The organism is Streptomyces sp. NPDC050439, assembly GCF_040655335.1.
Taxonomy (GTDB): Bacteria; Actinomycetota; Actinomycetes; order Streptomycetales; family Streptomycetaceae; genus Streptomyces.
On sequence record NZ_JBFAJT010000009.1, the window covers coordinates 197373 to 215607 of the forward strand.

Consider the following 18235-nt stretch of genomic DNA (forward strand, 5'->3'; position numbering starts at 1 on the left):
AGGACGCGGGCACCTGCCCGACGGAGAAGGTCACTTGCCGTAGGCCAGCATCAGCTTCTCCTGGCCCTTCGCGCTGCCCGAGAGCCGCGTGGTGGAGATGTAGAAGCGACCGTCCACGTAGTCGACGTCCTTCGAGAAGAAGCCGCTCTCGATCTCCGAGGTCCCCTCGGGGTTCTTCAGGAGCGTCTTCGGCTTGTGCGAGCCCGAGAGCGGGATCGAGACGACCTGACCACCCGAGTCGTACGCGGGGCTGACGTAGGCGATCAGCTCACCGCCCTCGACCTTCATCGGCAGCATCGATTCCTCAAGCGGCGACTTCACGCGCCAGGCCTCCTTGCCGTTGGCCAGGCTGATCGCCACGACCTCGTTGGCGCCGGTGGTCGCCTTGGTCGGCAGGTAGAGGTTCTTGTCGTCGGTCGTCGCGCCGAGGCAGCCCTGGAGGCTGCCGCCGAGGAACGTCGAACCGCCGCACTCCGGCGCGAAGTCCTCGTCCACGCCGACCTCAGAGCGCGTGGCGCTGCTGTTGGGCTTCAGCGTGGTGATGTTCCACTGCTTCTTGTCCTCGTTGGTGAGGTAGACGATCGTCGGGCTCTCGGAGTAGATCCGGCCGATCTGCCAGCCCTTTTCGAACTTCCTCGTCCACACGGCCTTGCCGGTCTTCGGGTCGATCTGCTGGAGCTCGTCGTGCTCGGTGGGCGAGCTCGCGCCGCACGAGAGCGCGCGGAGCATCTTCTTGCCGCCGGTGAAGCCGCTGGGGAAGCAGGTGCCCTCGTCCTTCTTCCCGGACACGAAGAGCTCCTTGCCGTCGCTCATCCGCAGTGCCGTGCCGGACTGGGAGCGGCCGACCATCAGCGTGTCACCGGTGATGGAGAGGTCGGCGTCGCTGGAGAAGTCGAAGAGCCCCTCTTCCTTGACCGGCTTGGTCCAGCCCTTTTCGCCGGTCTCCAGGTCGACGACCTGGACCTGGCTGCACTTGGCGGAGTCCTTCTGGCCGTCCTTGTACGCGACGACGATCTTGTTGTCCTTCGTGACCTGCGGTGTCGTGCCGCAGATCTTCTGCGGGAACTTGATCGTCGGCCAGGCCTCGTCGCCCGTCTTGACCTTGTAGGCGGTGATCTCCTTGTACGCCGCCTTGATGGCGACGTCACCCTGGATCCACATGCCCTTGGCGTCGGCGCCGGAGCCGGGCACCTTGGGCGCCTCCTTGTACCAGAGCACCTTCGCCTCGCCGGGCTGGCGGCCCGCGTTGAGGTCCTCCTGCTGGCCGCCGTCACCGTCGCCGTCGCCCGGGTTGACCGGTGCGGACTCGCTGGACTTGGGGTCGTCGCTCTTCTCCGCGACCGGCTTCTTCTTGCCGCCGTCGTCACTGCCGACGACCGCCCAGGCGACGCCGCCGATGACGAGCGCCGCGGCGGCCACGGCCGCCACGACCAGAAGCGGCTTGCCCTTGAAGGGGTTCTTGCCGCCGCCACCGCCGCCGGGCGGCTGGGTGCCGGGCACGCCGGGGGGCGGGAACTGCTGCTGCGGGTAACCGTACTGAGGCTGCTGGGCGTAGGGGCCCGGCTGCGTCGGCTGGCTGTAGGGGCCCGGCTGGCCGGGCTGCGTGGGCTGGCCGTACGGCCCGGGCTGACCCGGTTGCGTGGGCTGGCCGTAGGGTCCGGGCTGGTTGTACGGTCCGGGCTGCTGCGGGTAGCCGTAACCCGGCTGGGGCGCGGGCGGCGTCTGCGGGTAGCCGTAACCGGGCTGGGGCGCGGACGCGGGCGGCGGAGTCTGCGGGGCTCCCGACGGCGGGGCCGGCGGCTGGCCGGGCATCTGCGGTGGCTGACCCGGTGGCTGCGGCGCGGATCCCTTCTCCGGATCCTGCGGAGCTCCGAAACCGCCGGACGGCGGCTGGTTGGGCGGCTGAGTCATCAGCGCTTCCCCCTTCACTGATTTTTCGGCACGCCAAGTGGTGCTCAGGCCGCCCTTTCTATCACCCTGCGGCACTAGCACAACTGACCGGTCCGTCCCCTGTTCCCAAGGGAGGACCGGCCCGTGATGCGTCTGTTACGAGACCTCTACGCGCTCTCCGCGAGCTCCAGCCAGCGCATCTCCAACTCGTCGCGCTCGCTCACGAGTTCACGCAACTCGGCGTCCAGTTTGGCCACCTTTTCGAAGTCGGTGGCGTTATCGGCGATTTGGGCGTGCAGCCACGTCTCCTTCGTCGACATCTTGTCCAGCTGCCGCTCGATCTTCTGCAGTTCCTTCTTCGCGGCGCGTGCGTCGGCGGAGGAGACCGCCGCTTTCTGCGGGGCCGCGGACGGCGCCGCGGACGTGGCGACGGGCGCCGAGGGAACGCCCGCTTCCGCCATCCGCTTGCGCCGCTCCAGGTACTCGTCGATGCCGCGCGGCAGCATCCGCATCGTGGCGTCGCCGAGCAGCGCGAAGACCTTGTCGGTGGTGCGCTCCAGGAAGAACCGGTCGTGGGAGATCACGACCATGGACCCCGGCCAGCTGTCGAGGACGTCCTCCAGCTGCGTCAGCGTCTCGATGTCGAGGTCGTTCGTCGGCTCGTCGAGGAAGAGGACGTTCGGCTCGTCCATCAGGAGGCGCAGGAGCTGGAGCCGCCGCCGCTCACCACCGGAGAGATCACCGACGGGAGTCCACTGCTTCTCCTTGTTGAACCCGAACGTCTCGCAGAGCTGCCCGGCGGTCATCTCCCGGCCCTTGCCGAGGTCGACGCGCTCGCGGACCTGCTGCACGGCCTGCAACACCCGCAGCGTCGGGGAGAGTTCGGCCACTTCCTGCGAGAGGTAGGCGAGCTTGACGGTCTTGCCGACCGCAACCCGCCCCGCCTCGGGCTGTACGTCGCCGTCGGAGCGCTGCGCCTCGGCCATCGCCCGCAGGAGCGAGGTCTTGCCCGCGCCGTTGACGCCGACCAGGCCGATGCGGTCACCGGGGCCGAGCTGCCAGGTCAGGTGCTTGAGGAGCACCTTCGGTCCGGCCTGCACGGTCACGTCCTCAAGATCGAAGACGGTCTTGCCGAGCCGGGTCGTGGCGAACTTCATCAGCTCGCTGGTGTCACGCGGCGGCGGCACGTCGGCGATGAGTTCGTTGGCGGCCTCGATGCGGTACCGCGGCTTGCTGGTGCGCGCGGGGGCGCCGCGCCGCAGCCAGGCGAGCTCCTTGCGCATCAGGTTCTTGCGCTTGGTCTCCTCGGTGGCGGCGATGCGCTCACGCTCGGCACGCGCGAAGACGTAGTCGGAGTACCCGCCCTCGTACTCGAAGACGGACCCGCTCTGTACGTCCCACATGCGCGTGCACACCTGGTCCAGGAACCAGCGGTCGTGCGTGACGCAGACGAGCGCCGAGCGCCGCGTCCGCAGGTGCCCGGCGAGCCAGGCGATGCCCTCGACGTCCAGGTGGTTGGTGGGCTCGTCGAGCACGATCAGGTCGGGCTCGCCGATGAGCAGTTTCGCAAGGGCGATACGGCGGCGCTCGCCACCGGAGAGCGGCCCGATCACGGTGTCGAGGCCCTGCGGGAAGCCCGGCATGTCCAGGCCGCCGAACAGACCGGTCAGCACGTCACGGATCTTGGCGTTGCCCGCCCACTCGTGATCGGCGAGGTCACCGATGACCTCGTGCCGCACGGTGGCCTCGGGGTCGAGCGAGTCGTGCTGGGTCAGCACGCCGAGCTGCAGACCGCCGTTGTGCGTGACCCGCCCGGTGTCGGCCTCCTCCAGCTTGGCGAGCATCCGGATGAGGGTCGTCTTGCCGTCTCCGTTGCGCCCCACGACGCCGATCCGGTCCCCCTCGGACACGCCGAGGGAGACACCGTCGAGCAGGGCACGGGTGCCGTACACCTTGCTGACTGCCTCGACATTGACCAGGTTGACGGCCATTAACGCTCCAGGGAAGGGGATCGATCGACCTCCAGCGTAGTCGGAGGCGGCGACCACCTGCCCGGGGGCCGGTCAGGGCCCCGGATCAGCAGGACGGCATTCCTGGGGCCCCGCCCCGCACGCCCCGGCCCGCCCGCTCGACAAGGAGCCACCCGGCCAGGGCCATGCCCACCGCCACCGGCGCCGTCACCCGCACCGCGACGAGCATCGCCGTACGCCCTTCGAGCAGTCCCCCGAAGCCGACCATGGAGAGGCCGAGCACCCCGAAGAGGCAGAGCGTGACGCCCACGGCAGCTGCCGGGCCCGCGCCCGGCGCACCCGTCGACTCCTTCGCCGCGACCGGCTTCTCGAAGCGGCGGAAGGCGGCGACCAGCAGTGCGGTGAGCACCACGGCGGCCGCCATGCGCAGCGGAACCTGTGTCCACCACTCCGCCGTGGCAGGCTCCGGCAACGGCACGTCCGCCGCGATCAGCACCCCGTACACCCCGAGCATCGCCGTCAGGTGCCACAGGAACGCCGTCATCGAGACACCGTTCGCCGCCACCACTCCCCGCCATACCCGCGGTCGTGCCAGCCACCGGGTCGCGGGGCCCCGCAGCAGTTCCACCGCGCCCACCAGCCACATGCCGTGGCAGAGCAGGGCGAAGGTCGGCGGAGCCATGTTCGAGACGCGCTCGCCGGGCATCCCCACCATGGAGAGGGGGTACGGGCCGAGGGCCACCAGGGCCGCGGCTCCGGCGAGACCCGCCCCGGCCATGGCCGCCGGCATCCGCAGCCTGCCGTCCGCCCGCAGGAAGCCCAGCTGATGCACGGCGAGCCACACGAAGGCGAAGTTCAGGAACTCCACGTACGGGACGCCGAACGCGAAGCGCGCCAGGTCCACCGCCCCCGCGGCGAGCACCAGGCCCCCGAAGGCGCCCCAGCCGTACCGCTCGTGGAGCTTCAGCAGCGGCGGCGTGAACGCCACCATCGCCAGGTAGATGCCGATGAACCACAGCGGCTGGGCGACCAGGCGCAGCGTCACGTCCAGCAACGCACCGCCCTCGCCCGCGAGTTGCACCGCCAGAGCGGCGACGCCCCACACCCCGATGAAGACCATCGTCGGCCGCAGCAGCCGTTGCAGCCGCGCCCGCAGGAACGCCGAGTAGACCGAGCCGCCGCCCTCGGGGGCCTTGCGGCTCAGGGAGCGGTACGACAGCGCGTGGGAGAAGCCGCCGACGAAGAAGAACACCGGCATGATCTGCAGCGCCCAGGTGAGCAGCTGCAGGTCGGGCACGACGGCGAGGAGGTTGCCGACCTCGGTGCGGCCGTCGTCCCCGACGGTCACCGCCGCCATCAGCCAGTGGCCCACGACGACCGTGCCGAGCGAGGCGACCCGCAGCAGGTCGATGTACCGGTCGCGCCCGGTGGGCGTCTTCTCGGCCAGTTCACGAACGCTTGATCCCATGTACGTACGGTCGCGCGCACCGCGGGTCCCGCGTCAGCGCGCACGTACTCAGATCGGCGTCTGAGTACGTGCCCCCTGTACGTGCCCTAGAGGATCGTGGCGCCCGGCGCCGGGGAGTCGGCCACCCGGGCGGTCCGGCAGGTGCCGGAGGCCGAGAGCGCTTCGGCGACCCGTCGCGCGGACTCCGCGTCCGCGGCCAGGAACGCCGTCGTGGGCCCGGAGCCGGAGACGAGCGCGGCCAGGGCGCCCGCCCGGGTCCCCGCGGCGAGGGTGTCGACGAGCGAGGGGAACAGCGAGAGCGCCGCGGGCTGAAGGTCGTTGCTCACGGCATCGGCGAGCGCCTCGGCGTTCCCGTCCCGCAGGGCGTCGAGCAGCGCGGGGGATGCCTGCGGGGCGGGGGCGTCCGGGGTCAGCCGGTCGAACTCGCGGTAGACAGCGGGCGTGGAGAGCCCGCCGTCGGCCACCGCGAAGACCCAGTGGAAGGTGCCGCCGACCTCCAGGGTCTCCAGCTTCTCCCCCCGCCCGGTGCCGAGCGCCGCCCCGCCGACCAGGCTGAACGGCACGTCGCTGCCCAACTCGGCGCAGATGTCGAGCAGTTCTTCGCGCGAGGCCTCGGTGCCCCACAGCGCGTCGCACGCCACGAGCGCGCCCGCGCCGTCCGCGCTGCCGCCGGCCATTCCGCCTGCGACGGGAATGTCCTTGGCGATGTGGATGTGCACGTCGGCGGTGCGCCCATGCCGTGCGGCAAGGAGTTCCGCGGCCCTCGCCGCCAAGTTCGTGCGGTCGAGCGGCACTTGGTCGGCGCCGGGCCCCGAGCAGGTGATCCGCAGCTCTTCCGCGGGCGTCACCGTGACCTCGTCATAGAGACCGACGGCGAGGAAGACATTGGCGAGGTCGTGGAACCCGTCCGGGCGGGCGGCGCCCACCGCGAGCTGCACATTGACCTTCGCGGGAACGCGGACGGTCACTTCGGGGTTCACAGGCCCGCGCCCTTGTTCTCGGCGATCCGCGCGAACTCCTCCACCGTCAGCGCCTCGCCGCGCGCCTGCGGCGACACCCCGGCGGCGACGAGCGCGGCCTCGGCGGCGGCAGCGGAGCCCGCCCATCCGGCGAGGGCGGCCCGCAGGGTCTTGCGGCGCTGGGCGAAGGCCGCGTCGACGACGGCGAAGACCTCCTTCTTCGAGGCGGTGGTCTTCACCGGCTCGGCACGCCGCACGAGCGAGACGAGACCGGAGTCGACGTTCGGGGCGGGCCAGAAGACGTTGCGCCCGATGGAACCGGCGCGCTTCACGTCGGCGTACCAGTTCGCCTTCACGGAGGGCACGCCGTACACCTTGGAGCCCGGATCGGCGGCGAGCCGGTCGGCGACCTCGGCCTGCACCATCACGAGCGTGCGCTCGATGCTGGGGAAGGTGTCGAGCATGTGCAGCAGCACGGGGACGGCCACGTTGTACGGAAGGTTGGCGACCAGCGCGGTCGGGGCGGGGCCCGGCAGCTCGCGCACCAGCATGGCGTCGCTGTGCACCAGCGCGAAGGACGCGGCCTTCGCGGGCATCCGGGCCTCGATGGTCGCGGGCAGAGCCCCCGCCAGCGCGTCGTCGATCTCCACGGCGATCACGCTGTCCGCGGTGTCGAGGAGGGCGAGGGTCAGCGAACCGAGCCCGGGGCCGACCTCGACGACCACGTCCTGCGGGCCGACGTCCGCGGTGCGGACGATGCGGCGGACGGTGTTGGCGTCGATGACGAAGTTCTGGCCGCGCTGCTTGGTCGGGCGTACGCCCAGGGCAGCGGCCAGCTCGCGGATGTCGGCGGCGCCGAGAAGGCTGCCGGGCTCACTGTTGCTCACCGCACCAGATTACGGGTCCTGACCTCGGGCCCCCACCAGCCGCCGGAGCGGGCCGGCCCCTCTACAACCGCCCCCCGCAGTGCGGCCACGGGCTCGCGCCCCGTTGTACGTACAGCTTCTTCGCGCGGAACGTCTGTTCCTCCGACGACGCGTCCTGCGGGCGGCCCGAGCCGCCGAGGCCCTGCCAGGTCCGGGTGTCGAACTGGTACAGGCCGCCGTACGTCCCCGACGCATCCACCGCGTTCGGGCGGCCGCCCGACTCGCAGTGGGCCAGCGAGCCCCAGTTCAGGCCCTCCGCCCCGGCCACCGAACTCGGACGCTGCTTCGTGCCGACCTTCACGATCTGCGTCTGCGGCTCCCGCACGATCTCCGAGCGCAGCCGCCGCGGCTTCTGCTTGACGCCGTTGACCGTACGCAGCGCGTACGTCACCCGCCGGGTCCCCTGGTGGCCCTGCCGTTCCACGACCTCCGTGCCGACGAACAGGGAGGAGTCGTCGGTCCGCCGCACGTCGAACGGGATCGGCTCGTCCCGCACCTCCTTGCGGCCGGAGATGCGCATGACGGTGATCGTCTGCCCGTCGCGCGGGAAGCTCTCGGGCGCGACGGAGGTCGTGTCCTGGCCGTTCAGGCTGATGCCGGACTCCTCGACGGCCTCCCGCACGGTCGCCGCGTTCGTCCGGATGGTCCGCTCACGGCCGTCCGCCATGATCGTCACCGTGCGCTCGGTACGTACGTCGAGGTCGAGGCCGCCCCGGTCGATCCGCTTGCTCCGCGAGGCCGACAGATAGGCGCCCTCGGCCCGCACCCCGAGCTGGCGCAGCGCACCGTCCACCGTGCGGGCCGTCGTCCACACCTCGCGCCGCTGCCCGTCGAGGGTGAGCTCGACCGGCCTGCCGTAGCGGACGGCGATCTCGTCGCCGCTGGCCAGGGCCGTGCTCGCGGTCGGCGCCACGATGTCGTGGGCGCCGAAGTCCACGCCCTCGTCCTCAAGGAGCTCGCCGACGTCGTCCGCGAAGGTGTGCAGGGTGCGCGACTCGCCGTCGACGCTCAGCTCGATGGCCTTGTCGTCGGCCACGAAGGCCGAGGTGCCGCCCGCGAGGAAGGCGACGACCAGCGCCTGCGGCAGCAGCCGGCGCAGCGTCTCGGGCCGCTGCGTCTCGGACCGCTGCGTCTCGGACCGCTCCGACGAGGCCGGGTCCGGGGTCCTCGACCTGGACTGCGGCTTGGACCGCGGCTTTGGCTTCGGCTTCTTCCGGCGGGCCGCCCGCCGTGCCTCGGCCCGCCCGCCGTCAGGGATGACCACGGTGGCCTGCCGGGGGAAGAACTCCGGCTCCGGCTCCGCCCCCTGCTCCGGCTCCGGGTCCGGCTCATAGGTCGTGCCGCCCCCATAAGACGTCTCGTACTGCGGCGCATGACTCACGACGACGCTCCAGCGTTCTCGTTCCGGTCCGGATCGGGCGAGGCGGACCAGAACCTAGCGGAGCAACCGTCACTCTCCAAAGCAGCGCGACCACGCAGCGTGGTGACGCTGCCCGGAACCGCGGGGGTATGGGCGTTATCGGTCAGTAATCAAAGGCGCGTGCCGTGTTGGCCGAGATCGCCTCGGCCATGGCGTCCTCGCCGATCCCCCGCACCTCGGCCATGGCCCGCAATGTGACCGGAATGAGATACGGCGCGTTAGGCCGTCCGCGGTAGGGGGCGGGCGTGAGAAAGGGCGCGTCGGTCTCCACGAGAACCAGTTCGAGGGGGGCCACGGCCAGCGCGTCCCGCAGACCCTGCGCGTTCTTGAAGGTCATGTTGCCGGCGAAGGACATGAAGTAGCCGTTCTCCGCGCACACTTGCGCCATCGCCGCGTCTCCCGAGTAGCAGTGGAAGACGGTGCGTTCCGGAGCCCCCTCCTCCTTCAGGACCCGCAGCACATCGTCGTGCGCCTCGCGATCGTGGATGACCAGGGCCTTGCCGTGCCGCTTGGCGATCTCGATGTGGGCGCGGAAGGACCGCTCCTGGGCGGCCTTGCCCTCGGGCCCGGTGCGGAAGTAGTCGAGGCCGGTCTCGCCGACGCCCTTGACGTGCGCGAGGGCGGCAAGACGGTCGATCTCGGCGAGCGCGGCGTCCAGCGCCTCGTCGCCGCCCGCCCGGCGCGCGCCCTGCCGGGACCAGCCGTCGGGGTCGCCGTGCACGATGCGCGGCGCCTCGTTGGGATGCAGGGCGACGGTCGCGTGCACGCTCGCGTGCGCGGCGGCCGTCTCGGCGGCCCAGCGCGAACCCGCCACGTCACAGCCCACCTGCACGACCGTCGTCACCCCGACCGCCGCGGCCTTGGCGAGCCCCTCGTCCACCGTCCCCGACTGCATGTCGAGGTGCGTGTGGGAGTCGGCGACCGCCACCCGAAGGGGTTCGGGCAGCGGCGGCGCGGCGTTCTTGGCGTCGGCGTTCTTGCGGTCGGCGTTCTTGGAAGGCATGCCCCCGATCCTACGAAGGGGACGTCACCCCGCCTTGCGGTGGTGGAAGGGATGCAGCAGCGCCGAGAGGTGCCAGTGGTGGTGCTTGGGCTCACGGGGCTCGGGCACTCCGGCACCGGTCTCGTCCCCCGTCGCCTTGCCCGCGCCGGCCGCCGCCCGCGGGGCGTGGTGCCGCTGCATCAGGTCCAGGACCGACGACACCTGTCCGGCCCGCATGATCCGCACGACGTGCCCGCCGCAGTTCTGACACGTCGGCCGGGTCAGCGGCGACGGCACGTGAAGGCCGTCCGCCACGTACACCACGAATTCCTTGCCCTTGCCGTCCACGTGATGCTCGATCTCGTAGGACTGTTCCCAGCCGTGCCCGCACCGCATACAGGCGAATGCATAAGATTCGTGAACGGTATTGGTCGCTTGCGTCGCACGCGTCGCATCGGGCGCCGTGGTGGGGTGACCGGTGTCGGCGATCTCACTCATGCCAGCTCCTCTTGTCCGCTGGACAAGCGCTGCCGGACCGGGGATTTCCTCCCGGCCGGAAGCGTGGGGACGGGTGCGTCCCCTTTGACCAGTGGACGCCTTTCCCGAGGCGAAAGCATCAGACCTGTCGACAGTTGAAGGCGATTTGGCCTTTCCTTAGCCTTCAGGCCCGGTGCACGGCCCGCACTTTGCTTTTCACGATAGTCCTTTGCCTTCCGATGGGGCGGCCCGAGCCGCATTCTTTGCCGCCACGACCGCATCGAACACGTCGCGTTTGGGCAGCCCCGCATCGGCCGCGACGGCGGCGATCGCCTCCTTGCGCCGCTCCCCCGCCTCCTCGCGCACCCGCACCCTGCGCACCAGCTCGTCCGGGCCCAGGTCACCGGGGCTCTTCTCCGGGGCTCCCTCGACGACGACGGTGATCTCACCGCGTACTCCGTCGGCCGCCCACTCGGCGAGTTCCCTCAGCGAACCGCGCTTGATCTCTTCGTACGTCTTGGTCAGCTCGCGGCAGACCGCGGCCCTGCGTTCGTCGCCGAACGCCTCGGCCATCGCGACGAGGGTGTCGTCGATCCGGTGCGGTGCCTCGAAGTAGACGAGTGTGCGACGGTCCTCGGCCACCTCGCGCAGTCGCGAGAGCCGCTCGCCCGCCTTGCGCGGCAGGAAGCCCTCGAAGCAGAAGCGGTCCACCGGGAGGCCCGAGAGGGCGAGCGCGGTGAGCACCGCGGACGGTCCCGGCACGGCGGTGACCCGGATGTCCTTCTCCACGGCGGCGGCGACGAGGCGGTACCCGGGGTCGGACACCGACGGCATCCCGGCGTCCGTCACGAGCAGCACCCGCGCGCCGCCGACCAGGGCTTCGACCAGCTCGGGCGTCCGCGCGCTCTCGTTGCCCTCGAAGTACGAGACGACCCGGCCGCCCACCTGCACGCCGAGCGCCTGGGTGAGCCGGCGCAGGCGCCGGGTGTCCTCGGCGGCCACCACGTCGGCCGACTGCAGCTCGGTGGCGAGCCGCGGCGGAGCGTCCGCGACGTCGCCGATGGGCGTGCCGGCGAGGACGAGGGTTCCGCCGGAGGAATGTCCGGGGGACGGGCTCGAGGGGGGCGGGCCGTCGGGAGAATCTGCGCTTCCAGTCACTGTTCCATCCTCGCAGGGGCCGGGTGGGGCCCAGGAGCGGGACTCACACAGTCGGGTTCCCTACGATGGCGCGGTGACCAGTACCGCGTCTTCCCCGGACACCCGCCAGGGCCAGGCAGCCGAGGAGCAGCAGCCGTCGTGGCAGCACAGGCTGCGCCGCTTCGGTTACGTGGCGCGGCCCGGCGAGCCCACGGCCGACGTCCGGGCCCGGCTCGTGCCCGCGTACACCGAACCGAGCCCGCGGCTGTGGGCGACGATCGGCCTGCAGAAGAGCTCCGCCGACCTGCTGGTCCGGTGGTCGGGCTGGATCGGCCCGCTGCTGATCACGCTGGTCGCGGGCATCACCCGGTTCTGGAATCTCGGCAGCCCGAAGGCCGTGATATTCGACGAGACGTATTACGCCAAGGACGCCTGGGCGCTGATCCACCGGGGCTTCGAGGTCAACTGGCCCGAGAAGGTCAATCCCGACGTCCTGAAGCAGGGATCGGACATCGCGATCCCCACGGACGCGGCGTACGTGGTGCATCCGCCGGTCGGCAAGTACGTCATCGGCATCGGCGAGTGGATCTTCGGCTTCGATCCGTTCGGCTGGCGCTTCATGACGGCGGTGCTCGGCACCCTGTCGGTCCTGATGCTGTGCCGGATCGGTCGGCGGCTGTTCCGCTCGACGTTCCTGGGCTGTCTGGCGGGCGGGCTGCTCGCGGTGGACGGGCTGCACTTCGTGATGAGCCGCACCGCGCTGCTCGACCAGGTCCTGATGTTCTTCGTCCTCGCCGCGTTCGGCTGCTTCCTGATCGACCGGGACAAGGCGCGCGCGAAGCTCGCGGCCGGCCTTCCGGCCGACGAGGACGGGCGGGTCCGTCCCGACGCGTGGGTCGCCGAGACGCTGCGCCTGGGGTGGCGTCCGTGGCGCTGGGCGGCCGGTCTCTGCCTGGGTCTCGCCTTCGGCACCAAGTGGAACGGCCTCTACATCATGGTCTTCTTCTGCTTGCTGACCGTCCTGTGGGACGTGGGCGCCCGCCGCGTCGCGGGCGCCGAGCGTCCCTACCGGGCGGTCCTGAAGCGGGACGTGTTCCCGGCGTTCGTCTCGACGGTGCCGGTCGCGATCGGCGTGTACGTCCTGTCCTGGCTCGGCTGGATCCTCTCCCCGACCGACGGCACCGGCGGCTACTACCGCAACTGGGCGGCGACGGACGGCAAGGGCGGCTCCTGGACGTTTTTGCCGGACTGGCTGCGCAGCCTGTGGCACTACGAACACGCGGTCTACGACTTCCACGTGGGGCTCTCCTCGCCGCACACCTACCAGTCCAACCCGTGGAGCTGGATCGTCGACGGCCGCCCGGTCTCGTACTTCTACGAGTCGCCGCTGCCCGGCAAGGACGGCTGCCCCGCGGGCACCGCGGAGAAGTGCGCCCGCGAGGTGCTCGCGCTCGGCACGCCGATGCTGTGGTGGGCGGGGGCGTTCGCGCTGCTCTACGTGCTGTGGCGGTGGGTGTTCCGCAGGGACTGGCGTGCGGGCGCGATCGTGTGCGGGATCGCGGCGGGTTATCTGCCGTGGTTCATGTACCAGGAGCGGACGATCTTCTTCTTCTACGCCGTCGTCTTCGTGCCGTTCCTGTGCCTGGCCGTGGCGATGATGATCGGCGCGATCCTCGGTCCGCCCGGTTCGAGCGAGCGGCGTCGGGTGGTGGGCGCCGCGGCCTCGGGCGTCCTGGTTCTCCTGATCCTCTGGAACTTCATCTGGTTCTGGCCCATTTACACCGGCCAGGCCATTCCGATCGACTCCTGGCGGGCCCGCATGCTCCTGGACACGTGGGTCTAGACATCTGGTTGTAGCGGGCACCCAGGACACCTTCGGATAACAGCTCCCTCCTTCTTCACCTGCGCCGCTTAAGGTTCTGTTCGAACCACCCTTCCGGACACACATTCGGGAGGGCTCCTGGGGAGGGGGCGCGGAATGCGCAAAGGGGTAAAGGTCACTTTGGTGGGCGGCGTGTTCGCCGTCATGGTCGGGGGCGCGGGGTACGGCGCGTACAACTTGGTGAACGGCGTGACCGGGGGCGGCGGTTCGCCGGGGGCGGGTCCCGCCTCGGTGAAGACGGGTCCGCCGACGAGCGGCGAGGTCAGTGAGACGGCGAAGGACTTCCTCGCCGCGTGGGCCAAGGGCGACGCCAGGCAGGCCTCGTCCCACACGAACAACGCGGAAGCGGCCTCGACGCTCCTGACCGGCTACCACGACGACGCCCATCTGACGAAGGTGCGGCTCACGCCGGGCAAGGCCTCCGGCACGACCGTGCCGTTCTCGGTCAAGGCGACGGTGTCGTACAAGGGGAAGACCAAGCCCCTCGCGTACGACTCCGAACTGACCGTCGTGCGGGGCGAGACCACGGGGCGCGCACTCGTCGACTGGACCCCCTCGGTCGTGCACCCGGACCTGAAGAGGGACGACACCCTGGAGACCGGCGAGGCCGCCGTGCCCCCCATCCAGGCCGTCGACCGGCACGGCACGGTCCTGGACAAGAAGGACTACCCCTCGCTCGGCCCGGTCCTCGACCAGCTGCGCGCGAAGTACGGCGACAAGGCGGGCGGAACACCCGGCGTCGAGCTCTACGTCCGGCACGCCGACGAGAACGCGGGCACCGAGACGCTGCTCACGCTCGCCAAGGGCAAGGCGGGCCACCTGAAGACGACGCTGAGCGCGCCCGCGCAGCGCGCCGCCGAGAAGGCGGTGACCCGGCACGCGGACTCCTCCGTGGTCGCCGTGCAGCCGAGCTCCGGCGAGGTCCTGGCCGTGGCGAACAACCGGAATGACGAGTTCAACGCGGCCTTCGAGGGCAAGATGGCCCCGGGCTCGACGATGAAGATCGTCTCGGCGGCGATGCTCATCGACAAGGGCGTGACGAAGGCGAGCGGTCCCGCGCCCTGCCCGGACACCGCGACCTGGCAGAGCAACACCATCCAGAACCTCCCCGGTCTCGCCCCGAACGAGAACGCGACCCTGGCGGACAGCTTCGCGCGCTCGTGCAACACCGCCTTCGTGAAGCTGGTCGACGAGGACGGCGTCACGGACTCCTCCCTCACCGAGGAGGCGCAGAACGGCTTCGGCCTCGGCCTCGACTGGCAGGTGGGCGTCCGGACGGTGGACGGCTCGGTCCCCGCGTCCCCCGGCCCCGACCGCGCGCAGAACATGATCGGCCAGGGCCAGGTGCAGCTGAACCCGCTCAACATGGCCTCGGTCACGGCGACCGCGATGACGGGAGCCTTCCGGCAGCCGGTGATCGTGGACCCGTCCCTCGACGACCGGCAGCTGGCCACGGCACGCGGCCTGCCCGCGTCCACCGTCCAGCAGCTGCGCCAGATGATGAACGCCACGGCGGTCAGCGGCACCGGCGCCCCCGCCATGTCCGGGCTGAGCGGCAGCATCGGCGCGAAGACGGGGTCGGCGGAGGTCGCGGGCCAGGAGAAGCCCAACAGCTGGTTCGCCGCATACCGCGGTGACGCGGCGGCCGCGGCCGTGGTGGAGCGGGGCGGCCACGGCGGCGACGCGGCGGGTCCTATCGTGGCGGCGGTGCTTGCCGCAGGCAGTTGAGGTGATTGGTAGGGGGCTTCATGAAAGCCCCCTAGTGTGGGGCCTTCCGGTGCAGAGCCTGGGGGTTCTGTGTTCTGGGATCTGCGGAGGGTCAGTGGGTAAGCGAGGGCGCGCCAGCGAGCGCAAGGGCATCAGGAACATCACGGGCACATCGGGCGCCAAGAGCGCCAAGGTGCACCCTGGTGTGCTCGGCGGCGCGGCCGCCGTGGTCGTGTGCGGCGTGGGCGTCGCCGCGTACAGCCTGATCGGGGGCTCGTCCGGCGACGGACCGACGGTCGACGAGAAGCCGGTGGCCGCGGGGCCGCCGACTGCCTCCGAGGTGCGTGCCACCACGCGGGACTTCCTTGCCGCGTGGGAGAAGGGCGACGTCGCGGGGGCCGCGGCGCTCACGGACGACCGGACGACGGCCAAGACCGCCCTCACCGCGTACGCCAAGGACTCCCACCTCACGAAGGTGAAGCTGACGCCGGGCAAGCGCTCGGGCGCGAAGGTGCCGTTCTCGGTCACCTCCACGGTCTCGTACGAGGGAACGAACAAGCCCTTCGCGTACGAGTCCGAGCTGACGGTCGTACGAAGAAAGCACGACGGCAAGACGCTGGTCGGCTGGCAGCCCTCCGTCGTGCACCCGGACCTGAAGGCCGGCGACCGGCTGGTCACCGGTGAGGCCGGGGACCCGCCGATCAAGGCGGTGGACCGCGACGGCGGCGAGCTGACGAAGGCGAAGTACCCCTCCCTCGGCACCGTGCTCGACAGCCTGCGCGAGAAGTTCGGCGACAAGGCCGGCGGCAAGGCGGGCGTGGAGCTGCGGGTCGTGCGCGGGGACAGCGCGAAGGACGCCGAGAAGTCGGCGACGACGAAGGACGACGCGAAGGCGACGCCCGACAAGACGCTCCTGACGCTCTCCCCCGGCACTCCCGGCACCCTGAAGACCACCTTCGACGCCTCGCTCCAGGCGGCGGCGGAGAAGGAGACGGGCAAGCGCAAGCAGGCCTCGGTGGTCCTGGTGAAGCCGAGCACGGGCGAGATCCTCGCGGCGGCCAACTCGAACCCGACCGGCTTCAACATCGCCTTCCAGGGCTCGCTGGCCCCCGGCTCGACGATGAAGGTCGTCACCTCCTCGCTCCTCCTGGAGAAGAAGCTCGCGGGAGTCGACAAGAAGCACCCCTGCCCGAAGTACGTGACGTACGGCGGCTGGAAGTTCCAGAACGACGACAAGTTCCAGATCAAGGACGGCACGTTCCGCGCGAGCTTCGCCCGGTCCTGCAACACGGCCTTCATCAGCCAGGCCAAGAAGCTGGAGAACGACTCCCTGACCAAGCAGGCGCAGGAGGTCTTCGGCCTCGGCCGCGACAACTGGTCGATCGGCGTCCCGACCTTCGACGGCGCGATCCCCGTCCAGAGCGACGCGCAGATGGGCGCGTCGCTGATCGGTCAGGGCGGCGTCCGCATGAACCCGCTGAACATGGCGTCGGTGGCGGCCACGGTGAAGTCGGGCGAGTTCAAGCAGCCGTACCTGGTCTCCCCGGACGTCGACAAGCGCACCCTCGCGACGGCCCCGCGCAAGATGTCGGGCGCGACGGCATCGGCACTGCGCGACCTGATGCACTACACGGCGGTCGCCGGGACCGCGGTGAAACCCATGTCCGGACTCGGCTCCGACATGGGCGCGAAGACGGGCTCCGCGGAGGTCGACAACCAGAAGAAGCCCAACGGCTGGTTCACGGCGTACCGCGGTGATCTGGCGGCGGGCGCGGTGGTGCAGGAGGGCGGCCACGGCGGCGACTCCGCGGGGCCGCTGGTGCGGGCGATGTTCCTGGCTGCGAAGTAGCCGCTCACGCGCTCACGCTGAGCGGGACCGGTTGTCCGTCATCCGGATACCTGGTCGCGTGCCCGGTACACGGACCGCTAGCGTGCGGCGCATGACGGCAACAGATTCCCGCGCCAATCCCCGTTTCGCCGAGGCCCTGCACCAGCTGGGCCTCGGCGAGCTGATCGCAGAGGTCCGCAGCTTCCCGGAGGGAACGCGCACTGCCCAGGAGGCCGCGGCGGCCATCGGCTGCGAGCTGAGCCAGATCTGCAAGTCCCTGATCTTCGCGGCGGACGGCGTCCCGGTCCTGGTCCTGATGGACGGCGCCTCGCGGGTGGATCTGGAGCGCGTGCGGTGGGAGTTGTGCGCGGCGAAGGTGACACGCGCTAAGGCGGACATCGTCCGCGAGACCACGGGTTACGCGATCGGCGGCGTGCCGCCCTTCGGCCACGCGACGAAGACACGGGTCCTGGCCGACCGCTCGCTCCTGAACCACGACGTGGTGTGGGCGGCGGCGGGCACTCCGTACGCGGTCTTCCCCATGGCGCCCAAAGACCTGATCCAGCACGCGAACGGCACCCTGGTGGACGTGCGCGAGACCGCCAAGTGACGCCGCTGGTCGCGACGGCGGTGCTCCTTGCCGCCGTCACGCACGCGAGCTGGAACGCGATCGCGCACCACATCACGGACAAGCTGGTCGGCTTTACGCTGATATCCGGTGGTGGGCTACTGATAGGCGTACTCATCGCCCCGTTCGCGGCGATACCGGCGGCAGGCGCATGGCCGTACCTGGTGCTGTCCGCGGTGATCCACATCGGCTACTACGCCCTGCTGATGAAGTCATTCAAGCTGGGCGACTTCGGCCAGGCGTACCCGATCGCACGGGGCACGGCGCCCCTGGTGGTCACGGTCTTGGCGGCCATCTTCGCGGGCGAGATCCCGGACGGCTGGCAGGCGGGGGGAGTCGCGGTCTCCTGCGCGGGCCTGACGGGGTTGGCGCTCTGGGGCATACGCGGCTCGGGCCGGCGCCCCGACTGGGCGGCGATCGGCGCGGCGCTGGCCACGGGCGTCTCGATCGCGGCGTACACGGTGGTGGACGGCCTGGGCGTCCGCGCCTCGGGTTCCTCGATGGGCTACATCGCGTGGCTGATGATCCTGGAGGGCATGGCCATCCCGCTGTACGCGGCGTACCGCTGGCGCGGGGCTTTCGTCGCCCGCCTACGCCCGTTCGCGGCGGTGGGCCTACTTGGCGCGGCCCTCTCCGTGGCGGCGTACGGCCTGGTCCTATGGGCCCAGACAAAGGCAGAACTGGCCCCCATCTCGGCACTCCGCGAGTCCTCGATCATCGTGGGCGCGGCGATAGGCGCGGTCTTCTTCAAGGAAAAGTTCGGGGCGCCGAGGCTGGTGGCGGCGGGTCTGATGGTGGCGGGGATCGGGTTGATGCTGCACGCGGGGTAGGGGTCGGCCGTCAGCCCCGGATCGCGTAGGAGGGGGAACGGAATTTCGCGCCTCCCGGGGGCTGGGGGGCGGCCTGGGGCTTCGGCGGGCCTGGGGCTTCGGCGGGCCTGGGGCTTCGGCGGACCTGAAGC

14 protein-coding genes are annotated in these 18235 nt (G+C 70.8%); 5 read left to right on the forward strand and 9 right to left on the reverse strand.

Going from position 1 to position 18235, the window contains the following annotated elements:
• Positions 1-30: 30 nt before the first annotated feature.
• The 9 genes from AB0I66_RS33385 to rsmI form a co-directional block, all read right to left on the reverse strand.
• Complete coding sequence (locus tag AB0I66_RS33385) at positions 31-1911, reverse strand: PQQ-binding-like beta-propeller repeat protein (RefSeq protein WP_363211729.1); 1881 nt, start codon at positions 1909-1911, stop codon at positions 31-33.
• Between the two features lie 146 nt (positions 1912-2057).
• Positions 2058-3881, reverse strand: coding sequence for an ABC-F family ATP-binding cassette domain-containing protein (locus AB0I66_RS33390; RefSeq protein ID WP_363211730.1), 1824 nt, complete (start codon positions 3879-3881; stop codon positions 2058-2060).
• Positions 3882-3966: 85 nt separating this feature from the next.
• Positions 3967-5328, reverse strand: a complete 1362-nt coding sequence (locus tag AB0I66_RS33395) for an acyltransferase (RefSeq protein ID WP_363211731.1) — start codon at positions 5326-5328, stop codon at positions 3967-3969.
• A gap of 86 nt (positions 5329-5414) precedes the next feature.
• Complete coding sequence (locus AB0I66_RS33400; RefSeq protein WP_363211732.1) at positions 5415-6308, reverse strand: 4-(cytidine 5'-diphospho)-2-C-methyl-D-erythritol kinase; 894 nt, start codon at positions 6306-6308, stop codon at positions 5415-5417.
• Positions 6305-7174, reverse strand: coding sequence for a 16S rRNA (adenine(1518)-N(6)/adenine(1519)-N(6))-dimethyltransferase RsmA (gene rsmA / locus AB0I66_RS33405; RefSeq protein WP_363211733.1), 870 nt, complete (start codon positions 7172-7174; stop codon positions 6305-6307). Before rsmA ends, AB0I66_RS33400 begins: the two co-directional genes overlap by 4 nt.
• 61 nt (positions 7175-7235) lie before the next feature.
• On the reverse strand, positions 7236-8594 hold the full coding sequence (locus tag AB0I66_RS33410) for a ubiquitin-like domain-containing protein (RefSeq protein ID WP_363211734.1): 1359 nt from the start codon (positions 8592-8594) through the stop codon (positions 7236-7238).
• A gap of 142 nt (positions 8595-8736) precedes the next feature.
• Positions 8737-9636, reverse strand: coding sequence for a TatD family hydrolase (locus AB0I66_RS33415; protein WP_363211735.1), 900 nt, complete (start codon positions 9634-9636; stop codon positions 8737-8739).
• Between the two features lie 24 nt (positions 9637-9660).
• Positions 9661-10011: a hypothetical protein gene (locus AB0I66_RS33420; RefSeq protein ID WP_363211974.1), complete on the reverse strand. Its 351-nt coding sequence runs from the start codon at positions 10009-10011 to the stop codon at positions 9661-9663.
• A 297-nt stretch (positions 10012-10308) separates the two neighbouring features.
• Positions 10309-11250 carry a 16S rRNA (cytidine(1402)-2'-O)-methyltransferase gene (gene rsmI, locus AB0I66_RS33425; RefSeq protein ID WP_363211736.1) on the reverse strand — a complete coding sequence of 314 codons (942 nt, stop codon included), beginning with the start codon at positions 11248-11250 and terminating at the stop codon, positions 10309-10311.
• Between the two features lie 73 nt (positions 11251-11323).
• On the opposite strand from rsmI, the gene AB0I66_RS33430 reads away from it, so the two are divergent.
• The 5 genes from AB0I66_RS33430 to AB0I66_RS33450 all read left to right on the forward strand — a co-directional run bounded on the left by AB0I66_RS33430 (position 11324) and on the right by AB0I66_RS33450 (position 18104).
• Positions 11324-13072 carry a phospholipid carrier-dependent glycosyltransferase gene (locus AB0I66_RS33430; protein ID WP_363211737.1) on the forward strand — a complete coding sequence of 583 codons (1749 nt, stop codon included), beginning with the start codon at positions 11324-11326 and terminating at the stop codon, positions 13070-13072.
• Positions 13073-13207: 135 nt separating this feature from the next.
• Entirely contained in the window at positions 13208-14839 is a 1632-nt protein-coding gene (locus AB0I66_RS33435; protein ID WP_363211739.1) for a penicillin-binding transpeptidase domain-containing protein, read from the forward strand.
• Positions 14840-15023: 184 nt separating this feature from the next.
• Complete coding sequence (locus tag AB0I66_RS33440; protein WP_363211975.1) at positions 15024-16667, forward strand: penicillin-binding transpeptidase domain-containing protein; 1644 nt, start codon at positions 15024-15026, stop codon at positions 16665-16667.
• 91 nt (positions 16668-16758) lie between these two features.
• Entirely contained in the window at positions 16759-17256 is a 498-nt protein-coding gene (locus AB0I66_RS33445; RefSeq protein ID WP_363211740.1) for a YbaK/EbsC family protein, read from the forward strand.
• Entirely contained in the window at positions 17253-18104 is an 852-nt protein-coding gene (locus tag AB0I66_RS33450; RefSeq protein ID WP_363211741.1) for a DMT family transporter, read from the forward strand. The genes AB0I66_RS33445 and AB0I66_RS33450 overlap by 4 nt, the downstream gene beginning before the upstream one ends.
• The last annotated feature ends 131 nt before the right edge of the window (positions 18105-18235 follow it).

What these genes read in the sequence shown, in the direction of transcription:
- AB0I66_RS33420 (WP_363211974.1), bottom strand. Translation starts at nt 10,011, where the DNA reads ATGCGGTGCGGGCACGGCTGGGAACAGTCCTACGAGATCGAGCATCAC.
- AB0I66_RS33395 (WP_363211731.1), bottom strand. Translation starts at nt 5,328, where the DNA reads ATGGGATCAAGCGTTCGTGAACTGGCCGAGAAGACGCCCACCGGGCGC.
- AB0I66_RS33390 (WP_363211730.1), bottom strand. Translation starts at nt 3,881, where the DNA reads ATGGCCGTCAACCTGGTCAATGTCGAGGCAGTCAGCAAGGTGTACGGC.
- AB0I66_RS33385 (WP_363211729.1), bottom strand. Translation starts at nt 1,911, where the DNA reads ATGACTCAGCCGCCCAACCAGCCGCCGTCCGGCGGTTTCGGAGCTCCG.
- AB0I66_RS33435 (WP_363211739.1), top strand. Translation starts at nt 13,208, where the DNA reads ATGCGCAAAGGGGTAAAGGTCACTTTGGTGGGCGGCGTGTTCGCCGTC.
- AB0I66_RS33415 (WP_363211735.1), bottom strand. Translation starts at nt 9,636, where the DNA reads ATGCCTTCCAAGAACGCCGACCGCAAGAACGCCGACGCCAAGAACGCC.
- AB0I66_RS33445 (WP_363211740.1), top strand. Translation starts at nt 16,759, where the DNA reads ATGACGGCAACAGATTCCCGCGCCAATCCCCGTTTCGCCGAGGCCCTG.